Annotated in this window: 13 protein-coding genes; 1 reads left to right on the forward strand and 12 read right to left on the reverse strand. The window is 60.7% G+C overall.

From position 1 onward, the window contains the following. Positions 1-112 precede the first annotated feature (112 nt). From ACX3YF_RS23810 to arnB, 9 genes are read right to left on the reverse strand one after another with little or no spacing between them, the layout of a single operon-like run. Positions 113-1,729, reverse strand: coding sequence for an ArnT family glycosyltransferase (locus tag ACX3YF_RS23810; protein WP_458974421.1), 1,617 nt, complete (start codon positions 1,727-1,729; stop codon positions 113-115). Then, positions 1,696-3,081, reverse strand: a complete 1,386-nt coding sequence (locus tag ACX3YF_RS23815; RefSeq protein WP_458974422.1) for a UDP-glucose dehydrogenase family protein — start codon at positions 3,079-3,081, stop codon at positions 1,696-1,698. The genes ACX3YF_RS23810 and ACX3YF_RS23815 overlap by 34 nt, the downstream gene beginning before the upstream one ends. Then, the gene (gene arnF / locus ACX3YF_RS23820; protein WP_288098081.1) at positions 3,078-3,479 is read right to left on the reverse strand and encodes a 4-amino-4-deoxy-L-arabinose-phosphoundecaprenol flippase subunit ArnF; all 402 of its coding nucleotides are present in this window, start codon (positions 3,477-3,479) and stop codon (positions 3,078-3,080) included. Before arnF ends, ACX3YF_RS23815 begins: the two co-directional genes overlap by 4 nt. Next, positions 3,476-3,820, reverse strand: coding sequence for a 4-amino-4-deoxy-L-arabinose-phosphoundecaprenol flippase subunit ArnE (arnE, locus tag ACX3YF_RS23825; protein WP_090461949.1), 345 nt, complete (start codon positions 3,818-3,820; stop codon positions 3,476-3,478). The genes arnF and arnE overlap by 4 nt, the downstream gene beginning before the upstream one ends. Next, complete coding sequence (gene arnT, locus ACX3YF_RS23830) at positions 3,817-5,466, reverse strand: lipid IV(A) 4-amino-4-deoxy-L-arabinosyltransferase (RefSeq protein WP_458974423.1); 1,650 nt, start codon at positions 5,464-5,466, stop codon at positions 3,817-3,819. Before arnT ends, arnE begins: the two co-directional genes overlap by 4 nt. Beyond that, positions 5,463-6,347 (reverse strand): 4-deoxy-4-formamido-L-arabinose-phosphoundecaprenol deformylase, encoded by an 885-nt coding sequence (arnD, locus tag ACX3YF_RS23835; RefSeq protein WP_130209877.1) that lies wholly within the window; start codon positions 6,345-6,347, stop codon positions 5,463-5,465. The genes arnT and arnD overlap by 4 nt, the downstream gene beginning before the upstream one ends. Continuing rightward, on the reverse strand, positions 6,347-8,338 hold the full coding sequence (arnA, locus tag ACX3YF_RS23840) for a bifunctional UDP-4-amino-4-deoxy-L-arabinose formyltransferase/UDP-glucuronic acid oxidase ArnA (protein ID WP_090461941.1): 1,992 nt from the start codon (positions 8,336-8,338) through the stop codon (positions 6,347-6,349). The genes arnD and arnA overlap by 1 nt, the downstream gene beginning before the upstream one ends. Next, complete coding sequence (arnC, locus tag ACX3YF_RS23845) at positions 8,335-9,354, reverse strand: undecaprenyl-phosphate 4-deoxy-4-formamido-L-arabinose transferase (protein ID WP_458974424.1); 1,020 nt, start codon at positions 9,352-9,354, stop codon at positions 8,335-8,337. Before arnC ends, arnA begins: the two co-directional genes overlap by 4 nt. Beyond that, on the reverse strand, positions 9,351-10,499 hold the full coding sequence (arnB, locus tag ACX3YF_RS23850; RefSeq protein WP_448646606.1) for a UDP-4-amino-4-deoxy-L-arabinose aminotransferase: 1,149 nt from the start codon (positions 10,497-10,499) through the stop codon (positions 9,351-9,353). Before arnB ends, arnC begins: the two co-directional genes overlap by 4 nt. A gap of 387 nt (positions 10,500-10,886) precedes the next feature. Here arnB and ACX3YF_RS23855 point away from each other — a divergent pair, with 387 nt between their 5' ends. Next, entirely contained in the window at positions 10,887-11,825 is a 939-nt protein-coding gene (locus ACX3YF_RS23855; RefSeq protein ID WP_103403070.1) for a site-specific integrase, read from the forward strand. Between the two features lie 16 nt (positions 11,826-11,841). On the opposite strand, the gene ACX3YF_RS23860 is transcribed toward ACX3YF_RS23855, so the two are convergent. The 3 genes from ACX3YF_RS23860 to ACX3YF_RS23870 are packed head-to-tail and all read right to left on the reverse strand — an operon-like array spanning position 11,842 to position 15,518. Next, on the reverse strand, positions 11,842-12,906 hold the full coding sequence (locus ACX3YF_RS23860) for an ABC transporter ATP-binding protein (RefSeq protein WP_449105590.1): 1,065 nt from the start codon (positions 12,904-12,906) through the stop codon (positions 11,842-11,844). Beyond that, positions 12,903-14,501: an ABC transporter permease gene (locus ACX3YF_RS23865; protein WP_458946285.1), complete on the reverse strand. Its 1,599-nt coding sequence runs from the start codon at positions 14,499-14,501 to the stop codon at positions 12,903-12,905. Before ACX3YF_RS23865 ends, ACX3YF_RS23860 begins: the two co-directional genes overlap by 4 nt. 3 nt (positions 14,502-14,504) lie before the next feature. Next, positions 14,505-15,518, reverse strand: coding sequence for an iron ABC transporter substrate-binding protein (locus ACX3YF_RS23870; protein ID WP_130209867.1), 1,014 nt, complete (start codon positions 15,516-15,518; stop codon positions 14,505-14,507). Positions 15,519-15,735 lie beyond the last annotated feature (217 nt).

Raw genomic sequence — 15,735 nt, forward strand, 5'->3', positions numbered from 1 at the left:
CGGTAAGCCTCCTGTTTAACACGTCACCGCAAGCTGTTGAAGAACAAGCTCGATCTTCAACAGTTTGCGGTGAAAGGTCATCCGATCGCGCCCCGTGACTTCGGTCCTTCTATCAGGGGCGATGCAGCAGAACGAAGTCGTTCTTGTCGAAACGCCCGCTCAGTACGGGTGGCAAAGCGCCCCAGGGGGTGCCGTGCAGGGCGTTGTAGTCCTTGGCGTCCATCATCAACCACAAGGGCCCCTGGAGCGCGTCCAGCTCTTGAGCCGATTCGGTGAACACCGGTTGCAGGTCCTGCTCGATATTGACCATGAACTTGATGGCCTTGGCGTCCTTGCCCAAGGCATGCAGCACCAGCGGCGCCGGGTCTTTTTGCACCTGTGCAAAGGACGCACGACTGAAAGTCCGGGTGTCGTACATCTGCCGTTCGAGCGGTTCAAACACCAGGATGTATACCGACCACAACGCCAGGACCGAACAAACGGCCAGGGTCTGCGGGCGCCAGTGCGGTTTGGCAAGGATCGCCAGTGCAAGCACTTGTAACACCCCAAGGATCACCAACACCGTAGCAAGGTTGGGCAAGTGTTGATCAAGCCGTCGTTGGGCCACCAGCAGTCCGCCGATGAACAACGCCGGCATCAGCAGCCACAGGCCTTGCAACAAGCCGCGTAGCCAACTGAACACCCGACCCTGGGCCACGGCAAAGGGATAGGCCGCGATGATCGCTGCCATGGGTAGCATCGGCAGCAGGTAGCGGGCTTTTTTCGCCAGGGGAATGGAAAGCCCGACCATCACGATCAACCCGGCTGCGGCGCAATACTTGAGCAATTGCAGTGTCGGCCCGGTGTCGCGCGGTTTGTTCAGGGCCAGTCCCAGCAATGCCAGCAGCGCCAGGGGATAGGCCAGCGCATAGTTGCCCATCGAACTGGTGAAGTAGTAGAGCGAGCCGCTGACGCCTTCGCTACCGTCCATGCGTCCCATGAACTGCATGCGAATCACGTCCTGCATGAAGACCGGACCCGCGCTGGCTTTGGCCATCCACAGTAGCGCGCCGACACACAGACCCAGCAATACAGCGGCCGTCAGGCCGAAGCCGAAAAACCGCTGCCATTGGCGATTGAGCAGGAAATAGCTGCACAGCATGCCGGTGGGAATCACCAACCCGATCGGCCCGCGCAGGCCGAAACCCAACAGCAACAAGGCGAAGATCAGTAGCCATCGACGGGGTGCCGAGAAGTGATCGGCGGCGTAGCCCAGGTAAAACACGGCAAATGCCACCGCCGCGAGCATCAAGTCCTGGGAAACCGCGCGCGCTTCGGTGATGAAGGTGTTGGTCAGCAACATCAGGGCGATGCTCAGCAACGCCCATCGGCTGGAAACAGGTGCGACCAGACGGTACATCAGCGTAACGATGACCGCCCCGGCGATGGCGCTTGGCAACCAGGCACTGAGGCTGGTGACCTGGCCGAACGGCAGGGCCGTCAGCCAGATGAACAGCGTCGAAAGCCCCAGGTAGTCAGCGTAGGGCTGACCATAGGTGGTAGGGAAAAACGACGGCCCGTGTCGCAGCATCTCCTGGGCAAACAGCACGAAGCGCGAATCGAAACCGATTGGCGCTTGCTGGTATACCCCGGCGATGAACAACAGCAGGGCCAACAGTCCCACGATGCAGGACTGTTGGCGGATGGACAGCGACATTACGCTGAGGCGTCGAGTGAGTCGGACGGCCATTGTTGATGCGGGATTGGCAACTTGCGCGATTCGCCACGGCCCATCGGGAAGTACAGGAAGCCGCCACGGGCGAGGCGCTCGGTGTCGTACAGGTTGCGTCCGTCGAAAATCACCGGGGCAATGAGACGCTGGCGGATCAGGTCGAAATCCGGTGCCTTGAATTGCTGCCACTCGGTGCAGATGATCAGCGCATCAGCACCGGTCAGCACCGATTCCGGCGTGCCCATCAGCATCAGCTTCGCTTCATCGGGATACAGCTTCTGGGTTTCCTGCATCGCTTCGGGGTCGAACGCACGCACGTTGGCGCCAGCGGCCCAAAGCGATTCCAGCAGGACCCGGCTCGGCGCATCCCGCATGTCGTCGGTGTTGGGTTTGAATGCCAGGCCCCAGAGAGCAAAGGTCTTGCCCTTCAGATCGCCCTTGTAGAACGCGTTGATGCGTTCGAACAGCTTGTGTTTCTGCCGTTCATTGATGGCTTCCACCGCTTGCAACAGATCGTTGGAGCAGTGGGCCTCTTCGGCACTGTGAATCAGGGCGCGCATGTCTTTGGGGAAGCACGAACCGCCATAGCCGCAACCAGGGTAGATGAAGTGGTAGCCAATACGGGAGTCGGCGCCGATGCCCAGACGAACCGATTCGATGTCGGCGCCCAGGTGTTCGGCCAGTTCGGCGATCTGGTTGATGAAGCTGATCTTGGTCGCCAGCATGCAGTTGGCGGCGTACTTGGTCAGCTCGGCACTGCGCAGGTCCATGAACATGATCCGGTCATGGTTGCGGTTGAAAGGGGCATACAGGTCGCGCATCACATCGCGCACTTCATCGCGCTCGCAGCCGATGATGATACGGTCCGGACGCCGGCAATCGGACACGGCCGAGCCTTCCTTCAAGAACTCCGGGTTGGAGACGATATCGAATTGCAGCGAACGCCCGTCCTTGGCCAGGCATTGGTCGATGTGTGCACGCAGGGTATCGCCTGTGCCGACCGGTACAGTGGATTTCTCCACCAGAATCAGCGGTTGTTCGCGGTGCCGCGCGACGGCGTCGCCGACGGACAAGACGTAACGCAGATCCGCCGAGCCATCCTCGCGGGACGGTGTGCCGACCGCGATGAACAACACCTGGCCATGTTGCACCGCGAACTGTTCATCGCTGGTGAACTGCAACCGCTTACCGTCCAGGCCTTCGCGCACCAGGCTGGCAAGCCCCGGTTCGAAAATGCTCACATGGCCCTGTTGCAGCAACTTGACTTTTTTCTCGTCAATATCCATGCAGACCACGTCGTGGCCAACTTCCGCCAGGACTGCGGCTTGCACCAAGCCAACATAACCGCTACCAAACACACTGATTTTCATGAGGCATTCCTAAGTTCGGGCGCACTTGCAGGTCGAGAATTAATGGTGATGACGCCCAGGATGACCAGGGCGACGCCAAGGCTTTTTGAAAGGCTGAAATCTTCGTGAAACAGCGGCAGGCTGGCGGCCAACAGGTACACCAGTGCGTAGCTGATGCTCAGCAGCGAGTAGGCCCGGCCCAGGGGCAGGTCACGCAGGGCGAGGAGCCAACTGAGCATTGAAAGGGCATAGGCAAGGATAGCGGCCAGCACCACGGCGACCGCTGCCAGGTCGATCGGGGCGCTGAGCCATTGTTCAGGCGACGGCAGGTGGCTCATGCTCCAGCGCATGCCCAACTGCGCCGCACTGACCAGCAGCACGCTGCCCAGGGCGAAGGTGATTCCGCGACGCGGGTTCATGCGTGTTGTCCCAGCAGTGCCACGCCACCGATCACCAGGGCTACACCCAGCCAGTGACGGCGGTCGATGGTTTCGTGGAAAACGAAGCGTGCGACCAGGGTGATCAGCACGAAATTGAGGCTCAACATCGGGTAGGCGATGCCCACTTCGAGGCGCTGCAGCACCAGCAACCAGACCAGCAAGCCCAGCCCGAGCGAGACGAGCGCCAGCCACAGCCACGGCGAGCGCAGTTTCTGCGCCCAGCTCGAGGGTTGCCCGCGCCAACTTTCCACTGCGTATTTCTGGGCAACCTGGCCCAGGCACGTCAGCAGGCAAGCGAGCAGCAGCAGAATCAGGCTCATGGCGCGGCCTGAGGAATAATCAAAATGACCAGATTGCCTTGCTCATAACGCTTGCCTTCCTTGGGCAATTGTTCGAGCTCGTGCAGTTCGTCGTCACCTTTGACCCGCATCACCACACCGACCGAGCCTTGTTGACGGGCTTCGAGCATCCATTGCTGGATCTGATCGGAGTTGACGCGCTGCTTCAACGAATCAGGGTAGGCAAGGCCATACTTCAATTCGCCGACCGTGTTGTAGAAAGACACGTCCGGGCGCTTCGTTCGCCAGGCCAGGGCCGAAGCCGCTCCCAGGTCATTGCTCAGCAAACTGGTGCTCTGGCCGAGCGCCTGCGCGTGATCGAGGATGAACTGATCGGGCGTCTTGTTGGCGACCACCGAGTTGGGCAGGCCGGCCGGCAGCAGGCCGATCAGCAGCAGGCTGCCAAAGGCCGGCGCCCCCCAGCATTGCAGCGGCCTGAAGGTTTGCAGCAGGTTGGCCATGATCCAGCCGATCAGACCGATAAACACCAGCACCAGGTTGTGCAGTTCATGGTCGTACAGCGGCTTTTTAAGCTGCAGGTAGACCAGGGCGAGCAGGGTGATCACGCCCAGTGCAAGGTTGAGAATCCCGTTGATACCGAGGATCCGGCCTTGCTCCAGTTTCAAGCGATCGGCCAGGGTGTGACCCAGCAGCAGGGCCAACGGCAGCAGGCACGGCAGGATGTAAGCCGGCAGCTTGCCTTTGCTCAGGCTGAAGAAAATCAGCGGCATCCACAGCCACAGCAACAGAAACGCAATGTTGGTCTGGCGACGGGTCTGCCACGCCTGTTTCAGCGCCGGCGGCAGCAACGCCACCCACGGCAGGCTGAACCCCACCAGCAACGGGAGGTAGTACCACCACGGCGCATCATGCTGGGCGTCTTCCCCGGCGAAGCGGCGGATATGTTCGTGCCAGAAGAAGAACCGCCAGTAGTCGGGCTCCTGCGCATGTACCGCCAAGGCCCATGGCAGGCTGACGACCACGGCCACGACAATCGCCACCGGGCCGTAGACCAGCAACTCGCGCCAGCGCTTTTGCCAGAGCATCCAGGGCAGGGCGATCAGCACCGGCAGCAGCCAGGCGAGAAAACCCTTGGTCATGAAACCCATGCCACACGCCAGCCCCAGCACTGCCCAGGCGATCAGACGTTGACCGCGGCTCGTGCTATCGACAGCAAACCACAAGGCAACCAGGCTCAGGTTGACCCAGAAGGTGAATTGCGGGTCGAGGTTGGCGTATCCGGCCTGGCCGGCGATCACCATGAGGCTCATGTACAACAGCGCACAGGCGAAACTCTTGCGCGGCTCGTTCCACATCCGCCGGGCGATCAGGTAGCACAGCAGTACGCTCAAGGCCGTACTCAGCGCCGAGGCGAAACGCACACCGAACAGGTTTTGACCGAACAGCGCCTGGCCAATGGCAATCATCCAGTAGCCGGCAACCGGTTTTTCGAAATAGCGCACGTTCATGAAATGCGGCGACACCCAGTTGCCGCTCAGCAGCATGTTCTGGCTGATCTGGGCGTAGCGGGTTTCATCGGGAATCCACAGGCCGTGGGTTCCCAGAGGCAGCAGGTAAGCCAGCGCCACAAGGGCCAGCAATAGCGGGAATGCCCAGCGTTTGCTCATGCGTCTTGCACTCCCAGCCAGCCTTCGCGACCTTCGAGTGTGCCGCGCACCACGCGACCGGTCGGCAAACTGTCAGGGGTGTCGGGCAGCAGATCGCCCAAGGGTTGAAAGTGAATGCCTCGCTGCCGAGCATCGCTCAGCAGTTGGCGGAAATCATTGGCCATCAGAATCCCTTCTACTTCGGCATGTATCGTGTAGACATTGAGTTTTTCCGGTGTGAACCGGTCAAGGATAAAACTGTTGAAGTCTTTGGCGGCGACGTTCGGACCGACCACTTCGTCAAAGGTCGGCAGATCCACGGGGATTTGTGGCGCACCCAGACGTCCATCGGCCAGTTTCGGCTGGAACAGGCTCTGACCGCGACAATCGCTGTTATAGCGAAAGCCGAAGCGCTGCTTGGCCTCGATCACGCGCTCATCCGCACGCCAGCCGGCGGCGGCCGAACACTCGATCTTTGCCCCGAGGATGTCGCTGAGGGTATCCACGCCACGACGAATCTGCTCGATCAATTGTGCGTCGCTCCAGCGTCCGGCATTGGCCTGCCAGCCATGGTGATCCCAGGCATGCAGGCCGACTTCATGGCCGGCGTCACGGGCTTGACGCATCAGGTGCCCGAGATCGCGACCGATCGGTTTGCCCGGCCATGCAGTGCCGGCCAGCAGGATGTCCCAGCCATAGAGGCCGGCCGCATTTGAGCGGAGCATTTTCCAGAGGAATTGTGGACGGATGAGGCGCCACAAGTGGCGCCCCATGTTGTCCGGGCCGACGCTGAAGAAAAACGTCGCCTTGACCTGTGCCTCGTCCAGCATTTCCAGCAGCCGGGGCACCCCCTCACGGGTGCCTCGGTAAGTGTCGACATCGATGCGTAGGCCTGCCTGCATCAGCGCTTGTCCGCGATTTCGAGCATGGCTTCGCGCAGGAAGAAGTCCAGGGTGTTGCCGATGGTTTCGCGCATTTCCACGGTCGGCTCCCAGTTCAACAGGCGCTTGGCGTTGGCGATGCTTGGCTTGCGGTGTTCCACGTCCTGGTAACCGGCACCGTAGAACGCCTTGCTTTCCACGTCGCGGAAACCGGCGAAAGGCGGGAAGTTGTCGCGCAGCGGGTGAGCTTCGAACTGACGCAGCAGCTCTTCGCCCAGTTGACGGATGCTGGCTTCGTTGTCCGGGTTGCCGATGTTGATGATCTGACCGTTGCAGACATCGTTATCGTTGTCGATGATCCGCGCCAGCGCTTCGACGCCGTCGGCAATGTCAGTGAAGCAGCGTTTCTGCTCGCCGCCGTCGAACAGGCGAATCGGCGTACCTTCCACCAGGTTGAGGATCAGCTGGGTGATGGCGCGGGAGCTGCCGATACGTGCCGAATCCAGACGGTCCAGACGCGGGCCCATCCAGTTGAATGGACGGAACAGGGTGAAATTCAGGCCTTTGGCGCCGTAAGCCCAGATCACGCGGTCCAGCAGCTGCTTGGAGACCGAGTAGATCCAGCGTTGCTTGTTGATCGGGCCAACGATCAGGTTCGAGGCGTCTTCGTCGAAGTTCTTGTCCTGGCACATGCCATAGACTTCCGACGTCGACGGGAAGATCACGCGCTTGTTGTACTTGACGCAGTAGCGCACCAGCTTCAGGTTTTCCTCGAAGTCCAGTTCGAACACGCGCAGCGGGTTGCGGGTGTATTCGATCGGGGTGGCAATGGCCACCAGCGGCAGGACCACGTCGCACTTCTTGATGTGGTATTCGATCCACTCGGAGTGAATGCTGATGTCGCCTTCGACGAAGTGGAAGTTCGGATGGCTGCGCAGACGGTCGATGGCGTCGGAACCGATGTCCAGGCCATAAACCTCGTAGCGATCATCACGCAGCAGACGCTCGGACAGGTGGTTGCCGATGAAACCGTTGACGCCCAGGATCAGCACGCGGGTGCGACGCGGCGCGCGACCGGACTCGGCACCGCGCAGCACGGAACCGTCCACCAGGCCCAACTCGTTGGCCAGTTGCGGGCCGCTCAGGTACAGGCCGTTGTCGTTGCGCTGGCCGGCGGTGATCACCAGCGAGTCTTCGCCACAGGCAATGCGCAGCGGATCGACACTGATCACTCGGCCCGGAGCCTGGCCTTCATTGCCCTTGGCCACTTCGGCACTCCAGACAATCAGCTTGTGCTCGCCCACCGCGCAGAACGCGCCTGGGTAAGGCTGGGTAACGGCCCGAACCAGGTTGAACAGTTCTTCCGCCGGTTTTTGCCAGACCAGCTTGCCGTCGGCTGGTGTGCGGCGACCGAATACGCTGGCCTTGGATTCATCCTGCGGGGTTTCAGTGACTTTGCCTTGCAGCAGCAGCGGCAGGGTGTCGCGCAGCAGGTCGGTGGCAGCCAGGCGCAATTTGCCGTGCAGGCTCAGCGCGGTGTCGCTGCGTTCGATCGAAACGGCGCGCTGGGCGAGGATCGCACCTGCGTCGGCGCGCTTGACCATGCGATGCAGGGTCACGCCGGTTTCGGTTTCGCCATTGACCAGCACCCAGTTGGCCGGCGCGCGGCCACGGTAGCTTGGCAGCAACGAACCATGCAGGTTGAACGCACCTTTGCGTGCGGTGGCCAACAATGGCTCGCTCAACAGGTTGCGGTAGTAGAACGAGAACAGGTAGTCGGGGTCGAGCTTGCTGATGCGTTCGATCCACAGCGGATGGTTGGCATCTTCCGGCGCATGCACGGTAATGCCTTTGCTCGCACACAGTTGCGCAACGGAACCGTAGAAGGCGTTTTCCTTGGGATCATCGGCGTGGGTGAAGACGGCGGCGATTTCGATACCGCTGGCGAGCAGTGCTTCAATACCGGCACAACCGATATCGTGATAGGCGAAGACAACAGCTTTTGCGCTCATGGGTGAACCCGATCAGAAGAAGTGGAGGTGAGGCCATCGATGGTGGCAACGGAAACAGGAGAGGCAGGCTGGCTACGCAGCACCTTTTCGATAAAGAAACGCGGGCGGGCACGGACATCGCTGTACATGCGGCCCAGGTATTCGCCCAGCAGGCCCATGCCGATGAATTGCCCGCCGGTGAACACGAACAGCACGGCGAACAGGACAAAGGTGCCACCGCCGGCCCAGCCGGCACCGAATGCCAGACGCAACACGATCAGGGCGAAGGCGAAGAGTACGCCGAGGCCCGCCATGGCGAAGCCGACGATGCTCAGCAGGCGCAGCGGCGTGGTGGTCATGCAGGTCACCAGATCGAACATCAGGTTGATCAGGCGCATGGGGCTGTATTTGGAATCGCCGTGTTCGCGCTCGGCGTGGTTCACCAGGATTTCCGTGGTGTGACGGGCGAAGCTGTTGGCCAGGATCGGGATAAAGGTGCTGCGCTCGCGGCAGGCCAGCATGGCGTCGACGATGGTGCGTCGGTAGGCGCGCAACATGCAGCCATAGTCGCTCATGGCCACGCCGGTGGAGCGTTGCACGGCGAGGTTGATCAGTTTCGATGGCCAACGGCGCAAGGCCGAGTCCTGACGGTTGTTGCGCACGGTGGCGACGACGTCGTAGCCCAGTTCAGCCTGGGCCACCAGGCGCGGAATTTCTTCAGGCGGGTTTTGCAGGTCGGCGTCGAGGGTGATCACCACGTCGCCCTTGCACTGCTCGAAACCGGCCATGATCGCCGCGTGCTGGCCGTAATTGCGGTTGAGAATGACCGCCACTACCGGGCTGTCGGGGCGGGAGGCGGCCTGTTCCAGAAGATGGGCGGAGTCATCGCGACTGCCGTCGTCGACCAGTACGATCTCGTAGGGGTGGTGCAATTGGTCACACGCCGCTTCGGTGCGGCGCAGCAATTCCGGCAGGCTTTCTTCTTCGTTGTAGACCGGAATCACGATCGAAACGAAGTTGATTGGGTAAGGTCTCACAGGCGTGTGTCCAGGCAGTTTTCTATGGCGCCGACAACGCGCTCGACGTCATCGGTGGTCATGTCGGGGAACAGCGGGATCGAACACAGTCGGGCCGAGTTCCATTCGGTATTGGGCAGGTACAGGTCAGGGTAACGCTGGCGATACCAAATATGCAGGTGTGTCGCGATGAAGTGAATGCCGGTGCCGATGTTCTGTTCCTGCAGAGCTTTCATGAACGCTTCGCGGTCGAGGCCGCAGCGCTCGGCGTCGATACGCAGGATGAACAGGTGCCAGGCGTGTTGCTGGGCATGGGCAGGAATGGCGAGCGGTTGCACCGGCAGACCTTCCAGGCGTTTCAGGTAGGTGTTGGCCAGCAGCGTGCGTTTGGCGTTGATCTCGTCCAGCCGTTCCAGTTGGACCAGCGCGATGGCGGCATTGATGTCGGCCAGGTTGTACTTGAATCCCGGTTCCATGACTTGCGCCTGGGGCTTGCGGCCATGGGTCAGGCGGTCGTAAGCGTCGACACCGAGGCCATGGAACTTGAGCATGCGTACTCGCGTGGCCAGGGCTTCATCGTCGGTCACGAACATTGCGCCTTCGGCACAGGTCATGTTCTTGATGGCGTGGAACGAAAAAATCGCGGTGCCTGTGGAGCCGACGTGGCGACCTTTATACCGCGTACCCGCCGCGTGGGCGGCGTCTTCGATCACGGTGATGCCGTGCTTGTCGGCCAGTGCATACAACGGATCGAGATCGAATGCCGCGCCGGCGTAGTGCACGGGAATGATGGCTTTGGTGCGCGGGGTGATTGCCGCCTCGATGCTCGCCACGTCACTCATCAGTGTGTCACGGTCGACGTCAACGAAAACGGGAGTCGCACCCAACAGGCTGATCATGTTGGCGGTGGACACCCAGGTCTGCGAGGGCGTAATGACTTCATCGCCCGGACCGATGCCCAGTGCCAATAGAGTGATATGCATTCCGCCTGTGGCCGAGGACAGTGCCACGGCATGACGGCAACCGACATAATTGGCGAAGTGTTCTTCCAGCGCCTGGTTTTTTGGCCCCGTGGTAATCCAGCCCGAGCGCAGGACTTGTTCTACCGCGGCAATTTCCTCATCGCCGATACTGGGGCGGGAAAAGGGAAGAAAAGCCTGACTCATGCGCACCTCTTGGCAGAAAAAGAGTGTAGCCGTTGAGGCTAGAAAAAATGGATCCGGTTGCAGTCTAGACAAAAAAACACATCAACGAGAACGAGTTACTTGAGGTTGGTGAGAAATACCGTCCGTTGACTTTTCCAGCAACGGTCGGCACGTTGGGGAAATGCCGAGGGTCGCAAAAGCCGCATGAGGGTATGCCCGATTTTGTGAAAGGAACATGAAAAAACGGTCGGCGAATCGTTTATCCAAAAGCTATTAAGCGGCTGTTCAGACTTTTAGGTTTTTTCACTGCTTTTATCAGAAAAAGCTTACAGAAATATGGCGCCGCATATGGTCTGTTTTCCACCCTTAGTTGTTTCGTTGAATTGTTTTCATTCAAGGCCGTTTCGTTTGATTGACTTACCTGTTGTTGACTCGAATATTCCCAAGACCAATCCACTGACGCTGTATCTGGCGCGACTGGCGCCGTCCAGCCAATTGACCATGCGATATGTCCTGCAGGACGCTGCCGATCGTCTGGACTTCGAAGACGTGAACATCGAAGAGATCCCTTGGCATCAACTGCAACCTGAAGATGTGATTGCGCTGGTCGCCACCCTGCGCGCCGATGGATACGCACCGAATACCTCGTCGCTGTACGTCAATGCGGTACGCGGTGTGATGAACGAAGCGTGGCGCATGAGCCTGATCAGCCAGGAGCACTTGCTGAAAATGCGTTCGGTCAAGGGGATCGCGGGCACGCGCCTGTCCCAGGGACGCAATCTTCGCCGGACGCTGATCCAGGAACTGATGGAAGTGTGCGCCGCTGATCCGCGACCGCAGGGCCTGCGTGACGCGGCGATCATCGGGATTCTGTACGGCTCGGGAATGCGCAAATCGGAATCGGTGAACCTGGACTTGAATCAGATCGACTTCACCGAGCGCAGCCTCCGGGTCACCGCCAAGGGCAACAAACAGTTAATCAAATACGCCCCGGCCTGGGCCTTCGCCAAACTTGACGCCTGGCTGGAGCTGCGCCGATCACAGTTGAAGGAAGGCGAGGCCGACGACACCTTTCTGTTCAACCGCATACGGCGCGGCAGCCACATCACCCGTGAGCGCATTACCAAGCATGCGATCTATTACATCGCCCGCCAGCGGGGCGCCCAGGTGGGGGTGAAGATCATGCCCCACGATTTTCGCCGCTCGTTCATCACCCGGGTCATCGAGGAGCACGACTTGTCGATCGCCCAGAAACTCGCCCACCACAGCAACATCCAGACCACGGCCAATTACGATGTGCGTGATGACAATGAGCGGCGCCGGGCGGTTGATCGCTTCGACCTTTGAAGGGAAGGGTGAACGGTCAGCTCAGGACATGGGCGTGACCGATGGTCGAGACCTGTACGGTACTGCCAGTCGGTGGCGCGTACATGCCGGAGCTGCGTACCAGCAGTGATCGACCTGGCGCGTCGTCGGCGTTCAAGGATTGCAGCTCCACGGTCAGGGTGCAGGTGTTGCCGCTGAAATCCCGCTCGGTCACCACCGCGTTGCAACCGGCAACCTCTGTCGTGTTGGGCACGATGCTGGCCAGCTGCAATTGCTCGGGCCGCAGCATGATCTGCGCCGAGTTGTTGTTGCGGTGGTTGTTGACCGGAATCCGACCCAGATCGCAATGGGCCCAGCCGGCCTCGATTCGGGCGGGCATGACCACGGCGTCACCGAGAAACAGCGCGGTCTCTTCATCCTCGGGATAGCGGTAAAGGTCGAGGGGATGCCCGGACTGCACCAACCGCCCATTACGCATGACCGCCAATTGATCGGCAAAGGACAAGGCTTCGCTCTGGTCATGGGTGACCAGAATGGTGGTCACGCCGGCGTCCGCCAGCAATCGCGCGACCAGTTTGCGCATGGCGGCGCGCAAGCCGGTATCGAGCGCCGAAAACGGTTCATCCAGCAGCATCAGCCGCGGTTGCTGGGCGAGGGCACGCGCCAGCGCCACCCGTTGTTGCTGTCCACCGGACAGCTCATGGGGCCAGCGGTCAGCCATGCGCGCGTCAAGGGCAACGCTGTCCATCAATTCAGCGATGCGTTCTTGCCGTTCGCGGCCCTTGCTGGCCAGCCCGAAGCCGATATTGGCGGCCACGGTCATGTGCGGAAACAAGGCGCCGTCCTGTGGGACATAGCCAATCAGGCGTTGGTGCGCCGGCACCTCATGGGTGCTATCGACAAGCGTCTGGCCGTTGAGCGAAAGGCGGCCGGTATCGGGAAATTCGAAGCCGGCGATCATCCGCAGCAACGTGGTTTTGCCCGATCCCGACGGGCCGACAATCACCGTGCGGCTGCCAGTCGGCACCGACAGGCTGACGTTATCCAGGGCCCGGTGGGAACCGTAGGATTTAGAGATCGAATGCAGTTCTAGAGCGTTCATCGGCCAGCCGTTTTCTTGGATTGGTGATAAAGGAGCCCGGTCAGCGGCAGCGACAGGACAATCATCAGCAGCGCGTAGGGCGCTGCGGCGGCGTAATCGATTTCGCTGGTCATGGCCCAGAACCCGGTCGCCAGCGTGCGCGTGCCGTTGGGGGCGAGCAGCAGGGTGGCGGTCAGTTCATTGGTGATCGCCAGGAACACCAGCGCGGCACCCGCTGCAGCACCCGGAGCGGCCAGGCGCAGGGTGATCAGCCACAGGGCCTGGGCAGGCGAGCGGCCCAGACTGCGAGCCATGTTTTCCAGTTCAACCGGCGCCTGGGCGATACCGGCACGCAGGCTCACCAGGGCGCGAGGCAGGAACATCAGCAGGTAAGCCAGCAACACCGTAATGGTGGTCTGGTAAATCGGCCGGGCAAAGTGGATGGTCGCCGTCACCAATGCCAGCGCCACGACGATCCCTGGCAGCGAACTGGTGATGTAGTTGCAGCCTTCCAGCAGCCGTTGCAGGCGGCCCGGTGAGCGAATCGACAGCCAGGCAATCGGAATCGCGGCGCAGGTGGTCAGCGCCGCCCCCGCCACGCCCAACAGCAGCGTCTGCTCCAGGGCCGGAAGTAGCTCGGGCAAGTCCCAGACCTGGGTGCCGCCGGCCATCAACCATTTACCCAGGGTGAACAACGGTACGCCCAAGGCCAGGACACAAGTGATGATCTGCAAGGCCAGCGCAAGTGCCTTCAAAGGCGCGCTCAGTTGCACCACCCGTTGCTCCCGGGCACTGCCTGAACCGACACGGGCGTAACGCGCATTGCCGCGCGCCGCCGATTCTGCGGTCAGCATCGCCAGGCAACACAGGGCCAGTATGCCGGCCAGCAGGTTGGCGGCTGGCCCGTTGAAGGTGGACTTGAACTGATCGAAGATCGCAGTGGTGAAGGTGTCGAAGCGGATCATCGCGTACAGGCCGTACTCGGCCAGCAGGTGCAAGCCGACCAGCAAGGCACCGCCGCAAATGGCCAGGCGCAATTGCGGCAGCACCACGCGGAAAAACACTGCCCAGGGCTTGAGCCCGAGGGACTCGGAAACATCTTCGATGGCCGGGTCGAGTCGGCGCAGCGTCGCGGCCACCGGCAGGTAAAGAAACGGGAAGTAGGCGATGACCGACACCAGCACGCCGGCGAACAGCCCGTGAATCGGTGGCACCAGGCTGACCCAGGCATAACTGTGAACGAAGGCCGGCACCGCCAGCGGCGCGGTGGCCAGCAACGACCACCAGCGTCGTCCCGGCAAATTCGTGCGTTCTGTCAGCCATGCCAGCGCCACCCCCAGTGCAATACACAAAGGAATGGTGATAACGACCAGCAACACGGTGTTGACCAGCAATTCACCGACGCGCGGCCGAAACACCAGTGGCACCAGGGTGGACCAGCCGGTCTGCAGATAAACGCCGATGACGAACGCAATGGGGAGCAACGCCAGCAGGGAAACCAGCACCGACAGGCCGATGACCCACGCGCCGCCACGGCTCGCGAACCGGCCGCGTGATCGACGACGCAGGTGGGCAGGTATCGCCTCGGCGATACCTGCCGGCAGGGTTTCAGGCAACAATTAAAGTAGTCCGGCCTGAGTCATGAGCTCCACGGCTTTCTTGCTGTCGAGTTTGGAAGCATCGACAGTTGGCGCGTCAAGCTGCTGCAAAGGCACCAGTTTTGGGTTGGATTGAGCGTTCTTGCCCACGGCGTATTCAAACGAAGTGCCGTTCTTGAGCGTGTCCTGGCCTTCCTTGCCTGTCACGTACTTGAGGAATGCCTGGGCTTGTTCCTTGTGTTGGCTGGAGGCGAGGACGCCGCCGCCCGAGATGCTGACAAAGGCACCCGGATCCTTGTGTTTGAAGTAGTGCAGGGCGGTGTTCTTGCTGTTCTCACCGGTCTTGGATTGATCGACCAGACTGTAATAGTGGTAGATCACGCCGCTGTCGATCTGCCCGGCATTGACCGCCTTGAGCACCGAGCTGTTGCCCCGGTAGGCGGTGAAATTGGTTTTCATTGCCTTGAGCCATTCGAGGGTCGCGGCTTCGCCTTTCTGCTCCAGGATGGCAGCGACGATGGCCTGGAAATCGGCCCCGCCCGGCGATGCGGCCCAGCGGCCTTTCCAGGCTGGCGCCGCGAGGTCCATGATCGATTTCGGAAGCTGTGTTTCCGGCAGCTTGCTCGGGTTGTAGACGAATACGGTAGAGCGAGCGGCGATCCCGACCCATTTGCCGTGGGCCGGGCGGTAGGCGGAGTCGACTTGGTCCAGGGTGGTTTTGTCGACCGGGGCGAACAGACCCGCGTTATCGACCAGGACCATGGCGGGAGAGTTTTCAGTCAGGAACACATCGGCTGGCGACGCGGCGCCTTCCTGCACGATCTGATTGCCCATCTCGGTGTCATCACCGTTACGCAAGGTGACGGGAATACCGGTTTCCTGGGTAAAGCCTTCGACCCATGCCTTGGTCAGACCTTCGTGCTGCGCGTTATAAACCACAATACCGACGCTGTCGGCTGCATACACGTGGCCAGCACTCACCAGGGCGGTGGCCAGCAGGGCTTTTTTCAGGAATGACGGCAAACGGGAAATCATGCGGGGGCAGCTCCGGCTTTTAAGAATCGAACACGTAGAGTTGACGAGGATAGGACGTCGCTCAGTGTAGTTCAATAGGAATCATTTGCATGTTTGGCGGGCGAATGTAGTGCGGAGAATGAGAAAAAAACGTCAAAAAAATCGTTAATTCCTGTCATTTTACGCTTCAGCGAAGGCCAGTAACGGCTCAAGCGCGGGCTTCTGCGCAAAGGGCTCG

Source organism: Pseudomonas fluorescens group sp. PF-69, assembly GCF_054481235.1.

Coding starts and splice junctions, on each gene's coding strand:
- ACX3YF_RS23810 (WP_458974421.1), bottom strand. CDS start 1,729: ATGGCCGTCCGACTCACTCGACGCCTCAGCGTAATGTCGCTGTCCATC.
- ACX3YF_RS23815 (WP_458974422.1), bottom strand. CDS start 3,081: ATGAAAATCAGTGTGTTTGGTAGCGGTTATGTTGGCTTGGTGCAAGCC.
- arnF (WP_288098081.1), bottom strand. CDS start 3,479: ATGAACCCGCGTCGCGGAATCACCTTCGCCCTGGGCAGCGTGCTGCTG.
- arnE (WP_090461949.1), bottom strand. CDS start 3,820: ATGAGCCTGATTCTGCTGCTGCTCGCTTGCCTGCTGACGTGCCTGGGC.
- arnT (WP_458974423.1), bottom strand. CDS start 5,466: ATGAGCAAACGCTGGGCATTCCCGCTATTGCTGGCCCTTGTGGCGCTG.
- arnD (WP_130209877.1), bottom strand. CDS start 6,347: ATGCAGGCAGGCCTACGCATCGATGTCGACACTTACCGAGGCACCCGT.
- arnA (WP_090461941.1), bottom strand. CDS start 8,338: ATGAGCGCAAAAGCTGTTGTCTTCGCCTATCACGATATCGGTTGTGCC.
- arnB (WP_448646606.1), bottom strand. CDS start 10,499: ATGAGTCAGGCTTTTCTTCCCTTTTCCCGCCCCAGTATCGGCGATGAG.
- ACX3YF_RS23860 (WP_449105590.1), bottom strand. CDS start 12,906: ATGAACGCTCTAGAACTGCATTCGATCTCTAAATCCTACGGTTCCCAC.
- ACX3YF_RS23870 (WP_130209867.1), bottom strand. CDS start 15,518: ATGATTTCCCGTTTGCCGTCATTCCTGAAAAAAGCCCTGCTGGCCACC.